This is a genomic window from Pseudomonas sp. UBA3149, from assembly GCF_002364655.1.
GTDB lineage: Bacteria > Pseudomonadota > Gammaproteobacteria > Pseudomonadales > Pseudomonadaceae > Chryseomonas > Chryseomonas luteola.
Genome location: NZ_DEYV01000005.1, coordinates 285,559 through 306,821, shown reverse-complemented (window position 1 = coordinate 306,821; position 21,263 = coordinate 285,559). Strand labels below are relative to the sequence as shown.

The 21,263-nt window shown below is 56.8% G+C and carries 20 protein-coding genes; 15 read left to right on the top strand and 5 right to left on the bottom strand.

Annotated elements, in window-relative coordinates; translation table 11 throughout:
* Positions 1–52: 52 nt before the first annotated feature.
* The gene (locus B3729_RS03160) at positions 53–652 is read left to right on the top strand and encodes a TetR/AcrR family transcriptional regulator (protein ID WP_286787029.1); all 600 of its coding nucleotides are present in this window, start codon (positions 53–55) and stop codon (positions 650–652) included.
* On the opposite strand, the gene B3729_RS03155 is transcribed toward B3729_RS03160, so the two are convergent.
* Positions 639–1,868, bottom strand: coding sequence for a GGDEF domain-containing protein (locus B3729_RS03155; protein ID WP_414704019.1), 1,230 nt, complete (start codon positions 1,866–1,868; stop codon positions 639–641). The two genes, B3729_RS03160 and B3729_RS03155, sit on opposite strands and share 14 nt — an antisense overlap.
* Before the next feature lie 971 nt (positions 1,869–2,839).
* Between B3729_RS03155 and B3729_RS03150 the strand changes: the two genes are divergently transcribed.
* The 6 genes from B3729_RS03150 to B3729_RS03125 all read left to right on the top strand — a co-directional run bounded on the left by B3729_RS03150 (position 2,840) and on the right by B3729_RS03125 (position 6,710).
* On the top strand, positions 2,840–3,133 hold the full coding sequence (locus B3729_RS03150; protein ID WP_033352800.1) for a metal-sensing transcriptional repressor: 294 nt from the start codon (positions 2,840–2,842) through the stop codon (positions 3,131–3,133).
* Positions 3,134–3,250: 117 nt separating this feature from the next.
* Positions 3,251–3,454, top strand: coding sequence for a cytochrome oxidase putative small subunit CydP (gene cydP, locus B3729_RS03145; protein WP_010797548.1), 204 nt, complete (start codon positions 3,251–3,253; stop codon positions 3,452–3,454).
* Positions 3,451–5,058, top strand: a complete 1,608-nt coding sequence (locus B3729_RS03140; RefSeq protein ID WP_286787027.1) for a cytochrome ubiquinol oxidase subunit I — start codon at positions 3,451–3,453, stop codon at positions 5,056–5,058. The genes cydP and B3729_RS03140 overlap by 4 nt, the downstream gene beginning before the upstream one ends.
* Before the next feature lie 10 nt (positions 5,059–5,068).
* Entirely contained in the window at positions 5,069–6,211 is a 1,143-nt protein-coding gene (gene cydB, locus B3729_RS03135) for a cytochrome d ubiquinol oxidase subunit II (protein WP_286787026.1), read from the top strand.
* A 95-nt stretch (positions 6,212–6,306) separates the two neighbouring features.
* The gene (gene cydX / locus B3729_RS03130) at positions 6,307–6,417 is read left to right on the top strand and encodes a cytochrome bd-I oxidase subunit CydX (protein ID WP_010797545.1); all 111 of its coding nucleotides are present in this window, start codon (positions 6,307–6,309) and stop codon (positions 6,415–6,417) included.
* Entirely contained in the window at positions 6,414–6,710 is a 297-nt protein-coding gene (locus B3729_RS03125; RefSeq protein WP_010797544.1) for a cyd operon YbgE family protein, read from the top strand. The genes cydX and B3729_RS03125 overlap by 4 nt, the downstream gene beginning before the upstream one ends.
* 250 nt (positions 6,711–6,960) lie before the next feature.
* Here B3729_RS03125 and B3729_RS03120 read toward each other — a convergent pair whose 3' ends face one another.
* Positions 6,961–9,186, bottom strand: coding sequence for a hybrid sensor histidine kinase/response regulator (locus tag B3729_RS03120; protein ID WP_286787025.1), 2,226 nt, complete (start codon positions 9,184–9,186; stop codon positions 6,961–6,963).
* A 201-nt stretch (positions 9,187–9,387) separates the two neighbouring features.
* On the opposite strand from B3729_RS03120, the gene B3729_RS03115 reads away from it, so the two are divergent.
* Positions 9,388–10,110 (top strand): SOS response-associated peptidase family protein, encoded by a 723-nt coding sequence (locus tag B3729_RS03115; RefSeq protein ID WP_122044823.1) that lies wholly within the window; start codon positions 9,388–9,390, stop codon positions 10,108–10,110.
* Positions 10,111–10,146: 36 nt separating this feature from the next.
* Here the strand turns inward: B3729_RS03115 and B3729_RS03110 are convergent, their stop codons facing one another.
* On the bottom strand, positions 10,147–11,508 hold the full coding sequence (locus B3729_RS03110; RefSeq protein ID WP_010797541.1) for an OprD family porin: 1,362 nt from the start codon (positions 11,506–11,508) through the stop codon (positions 10,147–10,149).
* Positions 11,509–12,121: 613 nt separating this feature from the next.
* On the opposite strand from B3729_RS03110, the gene B3729_RS03105 reads away from it, so the two are divergent.
* The 7 genes from B3729_RS03105 (at position 12,122) to B3729_RS03075 (ending at position 19,156) form a co-directional block, all read left to right on the top strand.
* Positions 12,122–13,411 (top strand): MFS transporter, encoded by a 1,290-nt coding sequence (locus B3729_RS03105; RefSeq protein WP_010797540.1) that lies wholly within the window; start codon positions 12,122–12,124, stop codon positions 13,409–13,411.
* 277 nt (positions 13,412–13,688) lie between these two features.
* Positions 13,689–14,528, top strand: a complete 840-nt coding sequence (locus B3729_RS03100; RefSeq protein ID WP_010797539.1) for an STAS domain-containing protein — start codon at positions 13,689–13,691, stop codon at positions 14,526–14,528.
* A 9-nt stretch (positions 14,529–14,537) separates the two neighbouring features.
* Positions 14,538–14,960: an STAS domain-containing protein gene (locus tag B3729_RS03095; RefSeq protein ID WP_010797538.1), complete on the top strand. Its 423-nt coding sequence runs from the start codon at positions 14,538–14,540 to the stop codon at positions 14,958–14,960.
* A complete protein-coding gene (locus B3729_RS03090; RefSeq protein ID WP_010797537.1) occupies positions 14,920–15,318 on the top strand; it encodes an anti-sigma regulatory factor in 399 nt (132 codons plus the stop codon). Before B3729_RS03095 ends, B3729_RS03090 begins: the two co-directional genes overlap by 41 nt.
* Complete coding sequence (locus B3729_RS03085) at positions 15,309–16,295, top strand: ATP-binding protein (RefSeq protein WP_239382895.1); 987 nt, start codon at positions 15,309–15,311, stop codon at positions 16,293–16,295. Before B3729_RS03090 ends, B3729_RS03085 begins: the two co-directional genes overlap by 10 nt.
* A complete protein-coding gene (locus tag B3729_RS03080; RefSeq protein ID WP_286787024.1) occupies positions 16,288–18,048 on the top strand; it encodes an ATP-binding protein in 1,761 nt (586 codons plus the stop codon). Before B3729_RS03085 ends, B3729_RS03080 begins: the two co-directional genes overlap by 8 nt.
* Positions 18,041–19,156 (top strand): hybrid sensor histidine kinase/response regulator, encoded by a 1,116-nt coding sequence (locus B3729_RS03075; RefSeq protein WP_286787023.1) that lies wholly within the window; start codon positions 18,041–18,043, stop codon positions 19,154–19,156. The genes B3729_RS03080 and B3729_RS03075 overlap by 8 nt, the downstream gene beginning before the upstream one ends.
* 47 nt (positions 19,157–19,203) lie before the next feature.
* Here the strand turns inward: B3729_RS03075 and B3729_RS03070 are convergent, their stop codons facing one another.
* The gene (locus B3729_RS03070) at positions 19,204–19,599 is read right to left on the bottom strand and encodes a DUF3775 domain-containing protein (RefSeq protein WP_286787022.1); all 396 of its coding nucleotides are present in this window, start codon (positions 19,597–19,599) and stop codon (positions 19,204–19,206) included.
* Positions 19,600–19,696: 97 nt separating this feature from the next.
* On the bottom strand, positions 19,697–21,247 hold the full coding sequence (gene norR, locus B3729_RS03065) for a nitric oxide reductase transcriptional regulator NorR (RefSeq protein ID WP_286787021.1): 1,551 nt from the start codon (positions 21,245–21,247) through the stop codon (positions 19,697–19,699).
* Positions 21,248–21,263: the final 16 nt, after the last annotated feature.

The following is a 21,263-nucleotide window of genomic DNA, read 5'->3' as shown; positions in this document are numbered from 1 at the left end:
CCAGTTATGTGTGTTAATTTTTAAGGACTAGCTGATGACGGAACGTGGACCTATGACCGAACCAGCCCGCCGGCATCTGGATCGCCTTATCGAAGCGGCCTTGCAGGTGTGGCTGGAACAGGGATATCGCGCCAGCATGGACACCATTGCCGAGCAGGCGGGTATGTCCAAGCGGACGGTCTATGCTGTGGTCCGCTCCAAGAGCGAGCTGTTCGAGGCGGTCATTGATGCCTATATGGGCCAGGCGATAGCCTACATCGGCACGCCGGGTGATGATCTGGCCGAAGGGCTGCGGCGGTATGTGCGAGCAATTGCTGATGTATCGCTTGGTGAGATTCCGGTGGGCCTGTTTCGACTGGTTCTGGCAGAGGCGAAAGCCTTTCCCGAGATGGCTCGTCTTTACGAAGATCGTGGCGCCTACAAGGCGGTCGAGCTCTTGGCAGAATGGATCGAACAGCAATGCCAGGCGGGACGCCTGCACGTACCGGATGCCAGGGAGGCGTCGATCATGCTGTTCGGCATGGTGATTCCAGGCCCGCAGCGCCGCGCCGCCCTGGGTGCGGCCCCCTCACCTACCTCAGAGGAGCTGGACCGGCTTGTCGACCATGCCGTGCAGCTCTTCCTGCACGGCACCAAGGTCAGGCCCGCCTGACCCGTGAAGCAGGCTGGGCGCTCTGCCCATAAGGCATGACATTGTTACGGCCAGCGCCCTTGGCTTTATATAGTGCCTGATCCGCACATTTGATGACCTCTTCAGGGGTGCGCGCTGCCACGCCCCGCTCTGCGACGCCCATGCTGACTGTGATAAAGACAGTCTTGGCCTCACCGGAGCCACGTTGCTCCCTGCCCCGCTCGTCATCCTGGGGGCGGCTCTGCTTGTCCCTGATACGCAAAGGGTACTCTTCGATGCTACGCCGCACAGCTTCCAGATGCGGCAGGCATTCTTCCAGCGTCTTGCCTGGAAAAAGCAGCGTAAACTCCTCGCCGCCATACCGATACGCACTGCCGCCACCGCCGACCTTGCGCATCTTGCTAGCGACCAGCTTGAGTACCTGATCGCCGACGTCATGGCCGTGGGTGTCGTTGAATTTCTTGAAGTGATCCACGTCCGCCATGGCAATGACGTACTGGTTGCCCAGGCGACTCAAGCGCTCATTGAGCGCACGGCGCCCCGGAATACCGGTCAACTCGTCTCGGAAGGCCATGTAGAAGGTTTCATGAATGACCGAGCCGATGATGATGAGCTGAACAAAGCTGATCATTACATCCAGAATCTGGGGCTCGATAAAGACCTTGGACCACATCCACATCAGACAGCCAATAGCCAAAATAGGCGCCGCCGTCTGCGGCCTTGGCAAGAGAACATATCGCGTGATGACAAGCCCCAACCCCACGATGAAAGTGAAGTAGGCCAGCTGCGCCAGCTTCATCCAGTCGCCGTGCAGCATGGGCCAATAGATGGTATCGACCGCGTGCAGCATCGCCTCGGGATAGACACGGCCCAGTGCCAGTGGGACGACTGTTGCCACAATCAGTAGCGTCAGCCGGGCAATGCTGTCCTGCAGCAGATGCGCCTTGACCTGCCAGACGCAATAGATGCCAATCAGCAGTGGAGTCATGACGGTGGCAAGGTGAAAGACCAAGGGCGTTTCAGGGTTGAGCGTATGGGTCTGCTGATAATGGCTGACCTGAAGCGACAATGAAAAATGTGCAATGTAAAGCGTGACCAGGGAAAACAGTTGGCTCTGCCGCTGATAGACCACACAAAAGGCTCCTCCCAACAACACCAGAAGCGTTGGGAGTACACTGAACAGCGATGCCATGAAAGCCGTGCCCGGCCAATACAGGCTAAGCAGCCACGCCACCATTGCCAGAAACAAGGGCGGCGCAAAATGAATCGGGCTTTGAGAGAAGCGGTTCCGCACAAGAAAATCCTGATAACTACGTTCACCGCCACGCGATGAAACAAATCGGATAATGAATGGTTACTGGCCTACCCTGGCAGCCTGACCTGCACGATCCTGTCTGCACCTTGCACAGCCAACAGCTGCTTCATCACGCGGAGCGATGGCCATTCGATATCAAGCATGCGTGCGGAGCATACACCTTGACGCCAATAATCTGTAATCGTCTTTACTGTAACGGCCGTCTCGCTGAGAACCTTAGCGTTAAATTGAATCCCCATTAAGAAAACACGTTAATTTCTTGATTTATAAATAAAATTTACTAACAGAATCAATCAGTACCGCTCATGAACTGTTGCCTTCAATATCAAATCGACAGCACTCAGAGGTCTACCAGCGGCCTGATCCGACAGAAGGATAAACACGGAAAGGTTAGTGGCCATGTGTTGCAAAGCATGCAGCGCAGCGAGTCTCTTCTGCCTTGAGTAAACCGCTGTGCTCATGTGCCGCGACCCGATTGATGTCATTCAGGCCACCTTGGTACGGATACCCCGTAAACCGCAGTAAACACGCCTCACCGCTTCATGAAGAGCACAGCCCGTCACCTCGATTGACTCAAGTCAATCGAGAGCGAATTAATCCGCTGCTTAAGCAAGGGCTACCGGCATCACCTGCTAGGCTACACCGGACATACCCTTGCGAGGCTCCAGCCACTGTAGCGTCAGCTCTCATGGGCCTGGGCTAGTAGTCTGCGCCCTTCCATCTGGATGCAATTCGGAAGCCCTGCTGCTTATCAGCCGATTTGGCGCCTTCTTTATTAATGGATAAGACGTGTCTTTAAGCAGTAGCCATGATCTTGATTACGTTTTTCCGCCTCGCCCTATGGCATAACGCCTTTCAAAGAGCGTGGCCTCGTTATGTTTACTGAGCGCTTCATGAAATCGAATCTTTCCGCAAATGATGATCTACTCGAACACCCCACAGCGCAGCAGGTGATGCTTAAGCGGCTGGCCCGTATCGAAGGCCAGATTCGGGGCCTTCAGGCCATGATCCGACGCGGAGAGCGCTTCGAGTCGGTGGCCCAGCAGTTTTCTGCCTCACGCAGTGCGTTGGAAAAAGCGTATCGCCTGATGCTGACAGCATTGATTGAAGAGGCCATGAGCGATCCCGATCAGGACAGTGCCGAGGCGCTGGCCAAGGTTCGCGAGGTTTTCATCCGCTACACCTGACCCCTGCGGCAAACTGCCATCCCTTGAGGGATGCTTCTACTCTGATTTCATTGCGCCAGATCAATAGATAGCACCCTGCCATCGTCTCTAATGCCGATACTCCACGGAGTATCGACTATGAACTCGCCCTTCAGCTTTCTTAAACACCGCTTGGCCAAGGAGATCGCCGTGATTCTCCTGATCAAGCTGACCCTGCTCATGGGCATCAAGGCCCTCTGGTTCGACGCGCCCACCGTTCCCAAGGACGGCACCGTGGAAATGAGCCAACGCCTTTTGGGTGCCACTCCCGCTTCGCTTAAAATTGAGGAGACACCGAGATGATCTCGGAACAAGTCGTCGACCTGTCGCGTCTGCAGTTTGCCATGACGGCGATGTATCACTTTATCTTCATTCCCCTAACGCTGGGCATGGCCTTCCTGCTGGCCATCATGGAAACGGTTTACGTCATGACCGGCCAGCAGGTCTACAAGGATATGACCAAGTTCTGGGGCAAGCTCTTCGGGATCAATTTCGCCTTGGGGGTCACTACCGGCCTGACGATGGAATTTCAGTTCGGCACCAACTGGGCGTACTACTCCCACTATGTGGGCGATATCTTCGGCGCACCGCTGGCGATCGAAGGCCTTATGGCATTCTTCCTCGAATCGACCTTTATCGGCCTGTTCTTCTTTGGCTGGGAGCGGTTATCCAGGAAACAGCACCTGGCGGTAACCTGGCTGGTAGCCCTGGGCTCCAACCTCTCGGCCTTATGGATTCTGATCGCCAACGGCTGGATGCAGAACCCGGTGGGCGCCGAGTTCAATTTCGAGACCATGCGCATGGAGCTGACCGACTTTGGCGCCCTGCTGCTGAACCCGGTCGCGCAGGTCAAGTTCGTGCATACCGTGGCGGCAGGCTATGTGACCGGCTCGGTATTCGTGCTGGCCATCTCCAGTTACCACCTGCTGAAGAAGCGTGACGTAGGCTTTGCGCGCCGCTCCTTTGCAATCGCCTCTGCCTTCGGCCTGGCCTCGGTGCTGTCTGTGATCGTGCTAGGTGACGAGTCCGGCTACGAAGTGGGTGACGTGCAGAAAGCCAAGCTGGCCGCCATCGAAGCCGAATGGCATACCGAAGAAGCTCCGGCCTCCTTTACACTGTTCGGCTTCCCGAATCAGGAAACCATGCGCACCGACTATGCGGTGAAGATTCCCTATGTCATGGGCATTATCGCCACCCGCTCGCTGGACAAGCAGGTAACCGGTATTCATGAGCTGATCGACCAGCACGAAGACCGCATCCGTAACGGGATGGTGGCCTATAGTCTGCTGGAAAAACTGCGTGGCGGTGAGAAGACCCCTGAAAACATCGCTGCCTTCAACGATGTGAAAAAAGACCTGGGCTATGGCCTGCTGCTGAAGAAATACACCCCTGATGTGGTATCGGCTACCGATGCCCAGATCAAGGAAGCGGCCAAGAGCACCATCCCGCACGTATCTGGCATCTTCTGGAGCTTCCGCATCATGGTCGCCTCGGGTTTCCTGATGCTGATCCTGTTCGCCTGTGCCTTCTACGCCGTGGCACGCCGCAACGAGGCCACCAAGACCTGGCTGCTCAAGTTTGCCCTGTTCAGCCTGCCGCTGCCCTGGATTGCCGGCCAGACGGGCTGGTTTGTCGCCGAGAACGGTCGTCAGCCCTGGTCCATTGGCGAACTGCTCCCTACTCACCTGTCGGCTTCCAGCGTCTCTACAGGTGATGTCTGGGGCTCGCTGATCGCCTTGATCGTCTTCTACAGCGGCCTGCTGGTGATCGAAATGTACCTGATGATCCGCTTCGCTCGCCTCGGTCCGTCCAGCCTGCACACCGGTCGCTACCACTTTGAGAAAGGCGCAAAGACCGAACTGCCGCAGGCGCCGGAAGCGGCTGCGACTCCAACCATCATTGCCTGAGAACACCCTTATGTTTGATTACGAGAGTCTTAAACTGATCTGGTGGGTACTGGTGGGGGTATTGCTCATTGGCTTTGCCCTGACCGATGGCTTCGATCTGGGTGCGGCGATTCTGATGCCCATCGTTGGCCGTACCGACAACGAGCGGCGCGTGGTAATCAACACCATTGCGCCCCACTGGGACGGCAACCAGGTGTGGCTGATCACAGCAGGCGGTGCGATGTTCGCCGCCTGGCCGATGGTTTATGCCGCCGCGTTTTCAGGTTTCTATTGGGCCATGCTGGTAGTGCTGTTTGCACTTTTTGTACGCCCGGTGGGATTCGACTACCGCAGCAAGCTGGAAAATACCCAATGGCGTCAGGCCTGGGATTGGGGGCTGTTCGCCGGTGCAGTCGTGCCCTCGGTCGTGTTTGGTGTGGCCTTTGGCAACCTTCTGCAAGGCGTACCGCTTGAACTGGATAACACGTTGCGTGCCTCTTATCACGGTAGCTTCTGGCAACTGCTGAACCCCTTCGGCCTGCTGGCCGGTATCGTCAGCTTTACCATGCTGGCCCTGCATGGCGGTACCTGGCTGATGATGCGCACCGAAGGTGCTATCAGCCAACGCGCCCGCCGCGCCTCGCAGATTCTGGCGCTGGCGTTCCTTGCTACCTTTATTGGGGCGGGTGTCTGGCTGTGGATGGGTGGCATCAACGGTTTCGCTCTGCTGTCCAGCTTTGACGCCAACGCCGCGCTGAATCCGCTAGCCAAGGAAGTCGCGCAGACCAACGTCGGCTGGATGGCCAACTACGTCCAATATCCGACGACCAAGCTGGCCCCGGTCATCGGTATCGTGGGTGGGCTGATGGCCCTGCTCTCCTCGACTTCCGGCCGCAGTTGGGTAGCCTTCCTCGGCTCCAGCCTAGCCATTGTGGGTACGTTGTGCACCGCAGGCTTTGCACTGTTCCCCTTCATCATGCCGTCGAGCTTTGATCCCGCGGCGAGCCTGACCATGTGGGACGCCGTTTCCAGTCACAAGACCCTAGGGATCATGCTGGTAGCAGCCTGCATCTTCGTCCCGATCATCCTGACCTATACCCTGTGGGGTTATGTGAAGATGTGGGGCAAGGTGACTACCGCGCATATCAACGACAACCCCCACGGCCTTTATTGATTCATTCGTCTAGTCGTTCGACCGACCCTGAGGAGGCTCAGAACAGTCCCAGGGATCGGTCGGACAGGCCCTAAATATCTTCAGGAGTCATCATCATGTGGTATTTCACCTGGGTTCTCGGTATCGCTCTGGCGTGCGGCTTCGGCATCATGAATGCATTGTGGCTCGAAGCGACTGAAAATCTCGACGAGGAGATCCAGCCGTGATCACCCACGCCCGCCCGGTGCTGCTGCGAGGAGGGTTCAGGGTACTCTCCCTGCTCCTCGCCTCGCCACTGTGCCTGTTGCTGCTCATCTATCCCACTGCGTTTCTGAATGCCGAAGGCCACTACAGCCATAGCATGCTTATGCTGGTGATGTGGGGCGTGGCGGGCGGCTTTGTGCACGGCGTAGGGTTCGACCCTCGGGCGAAAGTCTGGAAGTGGGCCTTTGGCCCGTTGTTAGCCTGGACGCTGATGGCGCTGGGCTACGCCCTGCTGATACAGGCCCGAATGGGTTGACGTATGAGATGCCAGCCTGATTGATGGCTGGCATCCTGTGGTCAGGTAGTCATAAGCGAGTCGGTTGGATGCCGTGATGCAATCTCCAACCGCTCTGCTGGATACCTTACTGATGCGGTTCTTGCACTCCAGCTGGGTATCGTGTTGCTCAACCCATCCTAATTGCCCTCTCCGTTACTCCGCTCAGCAGGTTGGGTACAGCCCAGCGATACCCAACAGCTGTCCTGGACGGGTAATGCTTAATGCCTATTCAGGCAGCAGAGCGGTCGAGTTCATCTCTCAGGGTTTGCGCCAGGGTCTTCAAATCGTAGGGTTTGGAAAGGACCTTGAAGCCATAATCCTTTACCGCGTGCTCGGTATAACCGGTGGCCAATACAATCGGCAGACCTGGATCGCGCTCGCGTAGCGCCAACGCCAGTCCGACGCCGTCCAGACGGCCAGGCATAATGATGTCGGAAAAGATGATGTTGGGTCGTACGCTGGGCGAGCCGGACAGCATCGTTTCGTACCGCTGCAAGGCCTCGTCGGCATTGGCGGCTGTGGTTACCTCAAACCCTAATTCCTCCAGCATCGGTCCGACCACCTCCCTCACCTGCTCGTCATCATCCACCAGCAACACCCGGGCAGACGCAGCAGGTAATACGCTGTCGGAAGCGGCCTCCTGGTGCTCGATCAATACGGCTTCTCCCAGGGGCAGCATGATTGTAAGGGTCGTGCCTACGCCTACAGCGCTTTCGATCAGCACTGTCCCCCGCGCTTGCCTGGCAAACCCATAGACCTGGGCAAGCCCAAGCCCAGTACCTTGCCCCACCTCCTTGGTCGTGAAGAACGGCTCCATGGCCCTGGCCTGCACATCTTCACTCATGCCATGGCCATTATCCTTCACGCACAACGCCATGTATTCTCCCCCTGCCAACCCCTCTACTTCACCGGTCTGGATTACCTTACGCACCAGCGAGACGGTGATTTCGCCGCCATCAGGCATGGCATCGCGGGAGTTGAATACCATGTTCAAGACGGCCAGTTCGCATTGAAGCGGATCGAGGAATACCGACCAGGACTGGTCCGGTATTTCCAGCGTGAGCCTTATACGGCTGGGCAAGGCGCCATCCAGCAGATCGCCCATACCCATCAGGACCGTACGCAGGTCCACTGTACGAGCCTCATCAACCCGGCTGCGACTGAACGCCATGAGCTGGCGAGTCAACTTGGTGCCCCGCTCGACAGACCGGCTACAGGCTTCGATCGCTTTTTGGGCGCGGGGTGTCGTGGCTGACTTCTCAGCCAGCGCCAACCCCATGGTTAGCGTTTGCAGCAGGTTATTGAAGTCGTGAGCAATACCGCCGGTGAGGCGCCCCAGAGATTCCAGTTTCTGCCCTTGCAGCAACGCCTTCTGCGAGCGCTCGGCCTGAGCAACCGCCTCATCCACCCGCTGGTTCATCTTGGCGTTGGCGCTCTGTATTTCCTCGCTGGCCTTTGCCAGTACGTTGGCAGTGCGGTCCGTTTCAACCATGCCTGTTGCAATGGGCTTGATCGCCTCGCCTCGGCCCAGCGCCTGGGCCGTTTGATCCAGCAGACGAAGCGGCTGCGCGATTCTGCGCCCCATCCAGAAGGCTAGAAGAATGGCGCACCCCAACAGAACCAGTGATCCTACGATGACAGCAATCGAGGCATGAATAGCCGTACGCTGAATTTCTGCGCGTGGGAGGCCAATAACCACTGACCACCCCGACAAGGGTGCCTTGCTGAAGAAGGAGCGCATGGGCATGCCTTCCAGCGAGACCGAATCGAGAAACCCTTCACTATCGACCATCAGTCGATCCATCAAAGGGCCTGAAGCCTGTCTTCCTACAAAGTCCTGCGGACGGCTACTTCTGGTTACGACTTGCGCCTTGGAATCCATGATGACGCCCAGCCAAGTCTGGGGCAGCTGCTGCTCTTTAAGCACCGTATCCATCTGCGAGGCAAACGAGCCCATTGCAATAAAGTAGGTGACCTGCCCATCACGAAAAACAGGCCGCCGGACCGCAAAGCTGTACTCTTTCCCCACAGGCGCGACATACAGTCCGCTCACCAGTAATGGCTTGTTGAAGTCGGTGGCATTGATTTCAGCGTTAATGCTATGGGGAAGGTCTGCACCAAAAGGTCTACGGGTATTGATCAGCTGTTGGCCGTTCAGGTTGAACAGGATGATGGAGTTTTCCCAGGTCTGGGTAATCCGTCGCGCATGCTTGTAGAAGGCCTCAAGGTCGTTGCGCTCAAGGGAAGGCGAAATGGCCAGAGTCGAGATAATGGCATCACGCCTGAGCAGATCACGGTCAACGGCCAGCGAAAGCGCCCGGGTTGTGGCCCGCATGCTCTCTTCCACCTTGCTTCGCTGATCCTGATAGACGTAGTAGATGGCGAATGTAGAAGCCAACAGTGTCGGAGCCAAGATGGCTACTACCAGCGTAATAAGCTTGGCGCGGATCGACATACTGCTGCGACCTTATTCAAAGGTGAATATGCTTGAAATTCTAGGCCCCTTTAGGGACTTTGACTATTACTAGCCAAGGGCCTTCTAGCGCCTCCTGTATCAAGATGCACTCACGCCGCCCTGCTGCGCCTTTCTTAAAAATGAACTCTTATGCCAGGCGGTGTTGTCGACTGGACAGTACTAGCAGCCAGGCACCCCTTCATGTGTGGACGATTTGCGCAATACCGGACCGCCATAGACTATATCGAGGCACTTAAGACATCGGTCGACTTTGCAGGCGGACTCGACCCCATGCCCATTGGCCGTTACAACGTGGCACCTGGCACCCGGGTGCAATTGCTGCATGAAGAGACCGAAGGCATCCGCTTCGATCCAGTGCCGTGGGGATACGCACCCTTTTGGGCACGTGATCCAGAGTCACACAAGCCCAAGCGGCCTCCTGTCATCAATGCCCGTGTAGAAACAGCGGCCACCAGTAAAATGTTTCGCAGCCTGTGGAAGCATGGAAAATCACTGGTAGCAGCTGATGGCTGGTATGAATGGAAAAAGGATGCCGATGACCCCAAACGCAAGCAGCCTTACTTCATCAAGCTGAAGTCAGACGAGCCGATGTTCTTTGCCGCCATTGGACAGTTTCATCGGACCGACCAACACGAACATGAAGATGATGGCTTCGTCATCATCACGGCGGCTGCCGATGAAGGCATGATCGACATTCATGACCGACGGCCGCTGGTATTGACGCCTGAAGCGGCCCGGGAATGGATAGAGCCGGACCTTTCACCCGAGCGCGCCGAGGAAATCGCCCAGGACGGCGCGATTTCTGTCGATCAGTTCGAATGGTATCCGGTGAACAAGGCTGTCGGCAGTGTTCGTAACGACAGCCCTGCCCTGCTTGAGCGAGAACCCAAACCGTTGGTGTGAGCCAATCAGAAGCCCGACAGCGCCGGGCTTTCGTATTCAGAAGATATCGAGTGGGTAATCCGCGATCAAGCGGAACTCGTTGACCGACCCGCCCGTCGAGGCAGCGCCACGGTGCCATGCCTGACGAACGCGCAGGGACAGATCCTTTGCCGGCCCCTCCTGAACGACATACTTGGCCTCCAGGTTGGTTTCACGCTCTTTGTCATTATGATCGTAGGCATAACCTGTTACCGCACCCGCCTCGTCTCGGGATACGTAGGCACCGCCAGCGTCCGCATGAGTACCGTCGATGTCATAGCCATAGATGTAGCGGGCCATGAAGCTCAGACCTGGCACGCCATAGGACGTCATGTCCAGGTCGTAACGCGCCTGCCAGGACTTTTCATTCGGTGCGTTGAAGTCAGACCACTGGATCGAGTTGGCCAGGAAGATCGAATCACCGCCGCCGCCTGCGCCATTGTTGCCGAAGCCTACGTAATCAAAGGGCGTATCGCCGTGAATGCGCTGGTGCGCCAGCGTAAAGGTATGCGCGCCTAGGTTATAGGCCGCTGCCAGAGACCAGGCCGTGTTACTGATGGAGCCCGCCTCGGCGCGCCCTTCATCATTGGTACGGTAGATGTTGAAGTCGAAGGTTAGCGACTGATCATCCTGCAGGGGCAGCGCATAGTTGACGTTACCGTAGTATTGACGCCAGAGGTCCTGGAATTCCGAGCCATACAGCGAGACACTGAGGTTGTCATTAACCTGATAGGCGCCACCCAGGTAGTCGACCTTGCGGGTCTCGACGCCAGCATAGGTCGCCCACAATCCGCCATCAGTGCTGGTAGAGGTTGGTTCGGTACCCGCCGTGAAATGCCCCAGGTCCAGAGTCAGACCATCGATTTCCTTGCTAATAATGTTCAGACCACGTGCAGTCTGGGGCAATAGTCGGCTGCCACCTGCCGCGAACACCGGGGCCGTCGGCTGCATTTCGCCATACTTCAGAATAGTGTTGGAAATTCGTAGCTTTACCGCGCCGCCAGCCTTTGAATATTCATCCTGGGTTTCGCCACTCGAGTTGACCTGGACATTGCCACTGCCAGCATGGCCATTACCGCCGTCGAGTTTAAGCGCAAGATACCCGAAGGCATCTACCCCGAAACCTACCGTTCCCTGGGTGAACCCCGATTCATAATTGGCGAGAAGACCATAGGACCAATCGCGAGGATCACGCTGGTTATGCGCGTTTTCGTGGTGGCCATCGCCTTTGACCTGGCGATTGAAGTACATGCTGCGATTCAGGAGCTGAAGATGGCTGTCTTCAATAAATCCATTGGAATCCGCTTGACCGGCGAAGGCCATTGTACTGCTGCAAGCCATTAACGAGAGGGTTAGCGTGCTCAGTCTGAAGGTCTTCATCAGGGGTGGCTCTCCTTAAAAAGGGTGCACCGTAAAAATCGAGAGGTGCAAGATCTCATTGGCAGTCGAGATTCAATTCATTTGTCGTTTGTCTTTATGGTACGCATCGCTTTCCACGGCTCGGCAATTCAGCCAAAAGCCCGGTGCAGACGACGCGCTGCCCGCTCAGTGTGCCATTAAATTGCGTAGCAAACTAACCTTATAGGCACACCGGTGCCGGCCGAGATGTGCTGTCTTAACAGAGATAAACGGGACAGTTAAAGCCGAACCCGCTGAATGAACGGGTTGAATCCTCCTTACTACGCCCAAACGGTCACATTTTGCAAAAGCGAAACTGATGGGGCACAAACCAGCTGTCGGCCAAGCGATTTTGTAAGCGCCAAGGCTTGCTGAAAGACGGACCCACGTCTGTCTGGCGTCTCGAGCCAGAGCCTGCCCCTCTTGCTTTTCCAAAATAGTGATGCCAGACACCCATAACTGGAAATGCGCATGCTGACAAGCCTTGCCGTAAGATAGCAATTACACATATGGTTACAAGTGCGTGACTCAAAAGAGCCTGATATTTGTAACCAGATACGTCAGGGCCGATTATTCCAACATCGAGTGTGTACCCATGGCGAACAACTCCAAAGGCAAAGCCATCTTCCGGGTTGTCAGCGGCAACTTCCTGGAAATGTACGATTTCATGGTGTATGGCTTCTATGCCACCGCCATTGCCAAAACCTTCTTCCCCGGCGACAACCCCCTCGCCTCGCTCATGCTGTCCCTGGCAACCTTCGGAGCGGGCTTTCTGATGCGTCCTCTAGGCGCCATCTTTCTAGGGGCTTATATCGACCGTCATGGCCGTCGCAAGGGATTAGTCATCACATTGGCCCTGATGGCCACCGGAACCTTGCTGATTGCACTGGTGCCCGGCTATGCCACGCTGGGCGTGCTTGCGCCCATCCTCGTCTTGCTGGGCCGTCTTTTGCAGGGTTTCTCGGCGGGTGTCGAACTGGGTGGTGTATCCGTTTATCTGGCCGAGATTGCAACGCCCGGCCGCCGCGGCTTCTTTGTCAGCTGGCAGTCAGCCAGCCAGCAGGTAGCAGTGGTCTTTGCCGGCCTGCTGGGCGTCATGCTCAATCGTCTGCTGTCTCCAGAAGACATGGGTGACTGGGGCTGGCGTATTCCCTTCCTGATTGGCTGCCTGATCGTACCCGTGCTGTTCATCATTCGCCGTTCGCTGGAGGAGTCGCCCGAGTTCCAGGCGCGCCACCACCGTCCGACTCTGGGCGAAGTAATCCGCTCCATTGGCAGCAACTTCGGTCTGATCATCGCCGGGATGGCCATGGTCTCGATGACCACAGCATCCTTCTACCTGATCACCGCCTATACCCCGACCTTTGGCAAGACCGAACTGCACCTGAGCGACATCGACAGTTTGCTGGTCACCATGTGCGTAGGAGTTTCGAACTTCATCTGGTTACCTGTGATGGGTTCGCTATCGGACCGGATCGGACGTCGCCCCTTGCTGATCGCAGCAACGGTTCTGGCTATCTTTACCGCCTACCCTGCGCTGATCTGGTTAACGAACGAACCCTCGTTCACCCGTTTGCTGCTGGTCGAGCTATGGCTGTCCTTCCTGTATGGCAGCTATAACGGCGCGATGGTCGTGGCCCTGGCTGAGGTCATGCCGGCTGACGTACGGACTACAGGCTTTTCGTTGGCCTACAGTCTGGCCACGGCGACCTTTGGCGGCTTCACCCCGGTCATCTGTACCTGGCTGATCCATACGCTGGATAACCGTGCCGCACCGGGCATCTGGCTGACGTTGGCGGCCGTACTTGGCCTGACGGCTACGCTGGTTCTGTTCCGCCGCAAGGATCTGCAGGGCGCGGGTCAGCAGGCACTGAGCTCGCAGTAACCCTCCCTGGCAGGGCATGAAACGCCATACCGCTTCATGCCCTGCACGCGCTACCCTCCGCTTGTCTGCCACTGAAATTCTTTGATTCCGTGTGTGCACCATCCCTTGAATCGCGGGTCGAAGGCCACATTAAAAGGCTGATTATTCAGCATCAATGACCCGACGCCACGATTCCATCATGCCAGCCCGCAAAATACTGCATGATGGACACTCAGGTTGAATCTGATGTCCATGAGGTACGCGTCTGGCGACCTCGCTCTTCTTACGAGGATAAGCAATGCCTGCATCTGTTATTGCCGAGCTTTTACAACAGCATGAACGCGAGTTGTTAGAGGAATGGATCACTGCGCAACGCTCAGCAGGTATTCGTACCGATCTGATTGATGAAGAAACGGTCAAGAGCAACTCCAGAGAAATGCTCAAGCTATTGACCGTTGCGGCTGCCGAAGGTCTGGATGATCTTCATCATGACCAATGGACCCCGGTCAAAGCCATGCTGGATCGTCTGTCTCGCAGCCAGAGCCGACAGGGATTCTCACCGTCTGAAACGGCAACTTTTGTCTTCTCGCTGAAAGAGCCTCTTTTTGCACGGATTCAGGCGCAGTGCGCCAATCCCGTAGAAGTGGTATGGATTGCCAGCAAATTACTGGACAAGCTCGGCCTGTATTGTGTTGAAAGCCACATGGAAAGCCGGGAGGCGATTATCCGCGAGCAGCAGGAAAGCATGCTGGAGCTCTCGACTCCTGTCGTTGAACTTTGGAAAGGCATCCTGGCCATCCCCCTGATCGGCTCGCTCGACAGCAACCGTACCCAGATCGTGATGGAAGCCCTGCTGGAAAAGATCGTTCAGACCGAGTCCGACCTTGCCATTATCGATATTACCGGCGTGCCTACTGTGGACACCATGGTCGCCCAGCATTTGCTCAAGACAGTGACCGCCGCCAAGCTGATGGGCGCCAAGTGCATCATCAGCGGTATTCGTCCGCAAATCGCCGCCACCATCGTCCATCTGGGCGTAGAGCTCGGTGACGTCGTGACCAAAGCCTCGCTGGCCGATGCATTCCAGATGGCTCTGAAAGAGCTCAACGTTCGTCTCGTTTCTGCTACGGCACGCTAAGGAGCCGCCATGGTAGACAAGATCCCTATTCTCAAAATGGGCAAATACCTGCTCTTGTCCATCCAGGTCGACATGCACGACCAACTAGCCCTGGACCTGCAGGAAGATTTGACCAATCAAATCGTCAAGCACCGAGCCAAGGGCGTGCTGATCGATATCTCTTCCCTGGAGATCGTCGATTCGTTCATTGGCCGCATGCTGTCCCACATTGCCAATGTCTCTCGCATCCTTGACGCCAAGGTCATCGTCGTGGGCATGCAACCTGCCGTCGCAATCACGCTCGTCGAATTAGGCCTGTCACTCGACGGCATTGCCACGGCACTGAATGTAGAAAAAGGGATGGCCCGTCTGGAACAGATGGTCGCGGATGATGAACTCCTGGAGCTAGAGCGTGGCGAAGAAAGACATACTTCCGCTGAAGCAGGAGACTGACATCGTCCTCATCCGGCAGCGTGTACGCCAATCTGCCGAGACAGCCAAGCTGGGGCTTGTCTCACAGACCAAGATCGTTACGGCCGCAAGCGAGATTGCCCGTAATGCTCTGATCTACGGCGGCGGTGGCGAATGCGTGATCGAGGATACGATGCGTAACGGCCGCAGCGCCGTTCACCTGGTCATCACCGACCAGGGTAAGGGAATCGATGACATCAGCAAGGCCATGGTGGACGGCTATACCTCAGGTAATGGTCTGGGCCTGGGCCTGAGCGGTGCCAAGCGGCTGGTGGATGAATTCGCAATCGAAAGTGCACCCGGCCAGGGTACACGTGTGGAGTTGTGGAAGTGGCGTTGACCCCATTGTATTGCAGCCAGACATTCTCGGTTTCCGATGTCGCCCACGTGGATGCTGCGCGCCGGGCGGTCATCCGCCATGCCCGCGAACTGACCGATGACGAAGAAGTGCTGGGCAAGCTGACCCTTGTTGTCCAGGAGCTGGCACGCAATCTGGTCAACCATGCCGGCGAAGGCGAGTTGTACCTGAGCCATAATAACCATGAGCTGGACCTGATCGCGGTCGATAGCGGTCCAGGCATGGTCAACGTGGCGCAGTGCCTGAGCGACAACTATTCCACCAAGGGTACGATGGGGGCCGGACTGGGGGCGATCCGGCGTATGTCTGATCGCTTCGATATCTACTCGCAGCCGGGCAAGGGCACTATTGTATTTTCCCGAACGCAACTGGTGCCCTCGCCTCCAGGCAAGCGGTTTGAAGACGGTGTGTTGTGCACCCCGCATCCGCGGGAGGAAGTTTGTGGCGACAGCTGGGCCGTGCTGAACAACCGGATTATGGTGTGTGACGGGCTTGGGCATGGCACACAGGCCAGAGAAGCCAGTGCCAAGGCTCGGGATATATTTCTCAACCACCCCACCGGCCTTCCCCTGACCGAGCTGATGGAGCGCATGCACCGTGCCCTGACAAGTACACGTGGTGCAGCCCTGGCCTTTGCTGAAATTCTACCGGAACAAGGCACCGTCAATTTCTGTGGTGTTGGCAACATTGCCGGCACCCTGATGGCAGATCGGCCGCGAAGCATGGTCTCGGCCAACGGTACTGTTGGCTACAAGATAGGCCGCGTACAATCCTTTTCCTATCCCTGGGATGAATCTACCGTGCTGGTCATGAATTCGGATGGTATCAATTCCCGGGTCAACCTTGCAGGGTATACCGGCCTGCTAGGCAAGCATCCCGCCATTATCGCTGCCCTGATTCATCGTGATTTCAAGCGCTCAACGGATGACGCCACGGCGCTGGTAGTACGTCATGTCTAATGACCGCCTGATTTCTAGCCTGCGTATCGAAAGCGAACAGGACATCGTCTGGTGTCGCCAACGTGCCAAGCAGCTTGCCGATTGGATTGGGCTACCCAGGCTCGACCAGATTCGCGTTGCCACCACGGTTTCTGAGTTGGCACGCAATATCTACCAGTACGCCAGGCAGGGTCGATTCAGCTTTTACATGATGAGTTCTAGTGAAGGACGCCTGAACGGCCTGCGCTTTGAAGCGCAGGACAACGGTGCAGGCATCCAGAATCTGGACGATATCCTTAATGGCAGCTACGTCTCTCAGACCGGTATGGGTGTAGGTCTGCGGGGCGCCCAGCGCCTGATGGACGATTTCCAGATTGACACCTCTTCGAGCGGTACCCGCATCCGCGCCGCCAAATACCTGTCCGTACCCAAGCCCTTTCCCAGCGAGGCGGAGCTGAGTCGGCTGCTGCATCAGCTCACCGACAAGAGTGCGCTGGACCCTTACAAGGAAATGCAGCTCCAGAGCGAAGACCTGCTGGTGACCACCTCGGAACTGCGCGCCAAGCAGCAGGAACTGGAGGACACCAACAAGGAACTGGAGGAAACCAACAAGGGGGTTGTGGCCCTGTACTCCGAGCTGGAAAAGACCGCTCAGGAGCTGCAGGATGCCAGCGAAGCTAAGAGTCGCTTCTTCTCCAACATGACCCATGAGTTCCGGACGCCGATCAACATTATCGAAAACATCTCGAAGCTCCTGATCTCCGGTCAGGACGGACCACTGAATGGAGAACAGTACCGTCAGGTCAAATTCATCAGTGATGCTGCTGCCGAACTCTCAACCTTGGTCAATGAGCTACTGGATCTGGCTGAAGTGCAGTCCGGTCGAATGAAAGTCATGGCTGAACCGTTCAGCCTGAATGAACTTCTGGAGCGAATCGAAGCCTTTGCCGCCGCGCTTTCGTTCCGCTACGAGAATGTCAGCTACCGGCTCGACCGCCTGCCGGAAGACGTCATTCTGAATACGGACCGGGAGCGTCTGTTCCAGATCCTGCGCAACCTGATTTCCAATGCTTTCAAGTACACGCCCAAGGGTAGCGTGACGATTCGCTGTTTTCGTCCGGACGACCAGCAGATTGAATTCATGGTGGCCGACACCGGAATTGGCATTTCCGAAGAAAACCAGAAAAAGGTCTTCGACGAGTTCTACCGGATCAAATCACCGGGCCGGAAGAACATTGAAGGGACGGGGCTGGGCTTGTCCCTGGCGCAGAAGGTGGCCACCCTGCTCAAAGGCGAAATTGATCTGACCAGCCAGGAAGGCGTGGGCAGCAAGTTTTACCTGCGCATCCCGATAGCGCTGGAGGAAAACGCCTCCACGCTCGAGCAGAACGCCCTCGCCGGCATGACGATTCTGCTGATTGACGACAGCGAAGCCGATCGCTATATCGTTACCCGCGCCCTGGAAAGCTACGCCCCGATCATGATCGAGGCTGATAGCGCCAAGGCCAGCATGGACAAGCTCAATGCCGTGCGACCAGATATCATCTTCCTTGACCTCGATCTGCCGGATATCAGCGGTGAAGAGCTGCTGGAGAGCATGGACTGGTCCATGCACCGTCGCGTCTTGGTCAACACGGCCAAGGCTCTTAATGATGAAGAGCTGGCCCGTCTCAGACCCTATTGCCATGCCATTCTGCAAAAATCCCAACCTGGGTATCTTGAGCAGTTGCTCTGTCAGGTACAGAGTTTGTCCAGGAGCTTGAGAAATGAGTGACCGTAAGCGCATCGTCATCATTGATGATACGGATGCGAACCGTTATGTGCTGCGGAAGATTCTGCTGTCCCAGCCTGACTTCGATATTCTCGAGGCCGGAAGCGGCAGTGCTGGCCTCGAGCTGATCAACGATCAGACCAGCCTGGTGATCATTGATATCAACCTGCCGGACATGAGCGGCTTCGAACTGATTCAGGCCATTGAAAAGAAGCTGGATCAGAACAAGATGCCGGCCATTATTAATATTTCGGCCACGTTCGTCAGCGGCAAGGACAAGGCTATGGGGCTCAACCAGGGCGCCCAAGCCTATCTGACCCACCCGATCAACCGGGACGAAGTCCTGGCTACCATTTCGTCCCTGCTCAAATCGAGCACTCGCCTGGCGAGCATCGAAAACCAGCGCAACGTCGCCATTGCCCGCAGTGAAAACCTGGAGGCCGAAAAGATCATGCTGGAGCGCTTCATGCGTTCGCTGAACCATGACCTTCGCTCCCCGCTGACCGCCGCGACCATGGTAGCCAGCCTCATGCGTCGCACGCCTGCCCGACGCACCGATGACATGCTGAAGCTGCTCGAGGAAAACCTGCAGCGCATGAATCAGATGATCACCAACGTGTTGGATATTTCCCATACCAGCCTGGGCGGAGGGGTCAAGCTGCACGGTGAAAAGCTGAGCCTTGGCACGCTGCTTGGCGAAGCGATCAGTAACCTGCGGATTCAGGTACAGAACGAGATCACGCTTACCCTTGAGTCACCTGAACAGCAGGTCTATTGGGATAAGCACGCCCTGCTGCGTATCATCGACAATCTGATCATTAATGCTGCCAAGCATGGAACAGCTGATACGCGAATCGACGTCAGCCAGACGATGTCTGCCGAGCGCATTGTCCTATGCGTTCGCAACCAGGGCCGGATGCCTGACGAGGTATTGGTCAACCTGGCAACGCCTTATTTCATTTCCACCCGCAGCGATGATCGCGGTTGGGGCCTGGGCCTTCCCATCGTCAAGGCGTTATGTGAAAGCTTTGGCGGCCATGCTGAATTCAAGAACATCGATAACCATGTCGTGGTAGAAGTCCACCTGCCCTCTACGGTGCCATCCACCTGATTGCTGCCCTGCCCACTCAAGGAGCCCCACCGGAGGGCTCCGCAGCATCAGGCGATCACGTCCAAAGCTCGCTCAAGATGCTCATGCAGATAGGGACTGTGCTCGATGCATTTGTCGATAAGAAACTCCGAGGACAGGTCCTGTAGCGACTGCTTGGATGCTGCATATTCTTCCAGCGCCCGCGCGGTACTCCAGTCCTGACCGGCATAGACCAGCGCCAACAGTTCAACCAGTTGTTCGTGGGTCAGGCCGGATATCGCCTCCCGCAAGCGCTGTTCGGCCAGTGTTTCACCAATCAGTGAGCCTGTAGCGGATTCGCCTCCCAATCCCAGGCCTCCCCCCAGCCCGGTACCAAACCCGTCATGGGTAAGTTGGGTACAGGTTGCCAATGCCGCGATAGCTTTTATCTGCTCGCGGCTGAGATATTCGAGTCGCTGCGTCATATCCTTTCTCCTGCTCGATGCACTATTGGACCTCTTCGGATACCCATGGTGCAGCGGCGCTTGAACCCAAAACCTGATCTGGATCAGGTTAGCTACATCACTTGATCCCCAATCGCTTGGCCAGGCGGCTCAGGTTGGCACGGTCAACGGCCAGTTCACGGGCCACATCCGCCCACCGATGGTGATGCCGCTCGAGCGATGCTTCAATCAATTGCTTCTGATAGGTATCTACCGCTTCGCGCAAGGGAAGACTAACAGGCAGGTCGGGCCTTTCAACAGCAGGCGTTATGTCTGCAATGGGTGCTGCAGTGGGCAGATCCAGCGAGCGGCTGTCGATACTCAGGATACGGGGCCGCTCGCCGTGGCTCGACAGCGCCTTGAGTGCGGCGCGACTGATCAGGTGCTCCAGCTCGCGCACATTCCCAGGCCAGTCATAGGTCAATAATGACTTCTGAGCCTCAGAATTCAGGCGCAGGCTACGCAATCCTAATCGCGCCCTGTTCTCCTCAAGAAAGTAGCCGGCCAGCAGCAGTACATCACGTCCACGCTCGCGCAAGGCGGGCACCTTCAGCGGGTACACACTCAAACGATGGTAGAGATCTGCCCTGAAACGGCCAGCTTTTACCTCTTCGGCCAGATCGCGGTTGGTGGCCGCAATGACCCGAACATCGACATGATGCTCACGATCCGAGCCTACCCGCTGTAGCTGACCACTCTGTAGAACCCGGAGCAATTTGGCTTGAGCCGCCAAAGGCATTTCACCCACCTCATCCAGAAACAGCGTCCCGCCATTGGCCAGATCGAACTTGCCGCTGCGCTCACTGATCGCTCCGGAAAAGGCGCCACGCACATGCCCGAACAACTCGCTTTCGACCAGGGTTTCCGGCAGCGCCGCACAATTGATGCTGTTCAAGGGCCGGCGTGCACGGGCAGACTGCGCGTGAATGGCTTCGGCCACCAGCTCCTTGCCAACACCGGTCTCTCCCGTCACCAATACGGTCAGGTCGCTATCCCCTACGAGAGCGATCTGCTGCAGGAGCTGCTTGTGTGCAGCACTCTGCCCGATCAGCTCACGGGTTCGAACCTGACCTGCTGCCTGCTTGTAGAGTTCGGCCAACTGGCTTTCATCGGCCACGCGTCGCGTCAAAGCATTGATCCGCTCGGCTGCTGTTACGGTGGCCGAAGCCAGACTGGCAAAGGCTTGCAGCATGTCCAGATCCACAGTGCCTAAGCGCGCTTCGTCCAGGGCATCGAGTGTCAGCAAGCCCCAGACCTGATCCTGCACATACAACGGGCAGCCCAGGCAGTCATGGACTTCAAGGGCTTCATGGCCCTCAACCAGACCGTCATAGGGATCGGGCAAGTCGCAGTCTGCTGCAAAGCGGGTCGGCCCTCGATGTTCGATCAGCGCCTTGAGCCGCGGGTGCTCACTGATGCGAAAGCGTCGCCCTAACGTATCAGGGCTGAGCCCCTGTACGGCTAGTGGTATCAGTTGATCGCCATCCAGCCTGAGCAAGGCAACGGCATCGCAGGGCAGCAACTCCCGAAGTGCCAGCAATAATTTGCGATAGCGCTCTTGCTCCGGCAGCTCTCGGGACAGGTCGGCGACCAAGGGAATCAGTGCAGACAACAACGGAGCCGTGGTCATTATGACCTCTCATTGA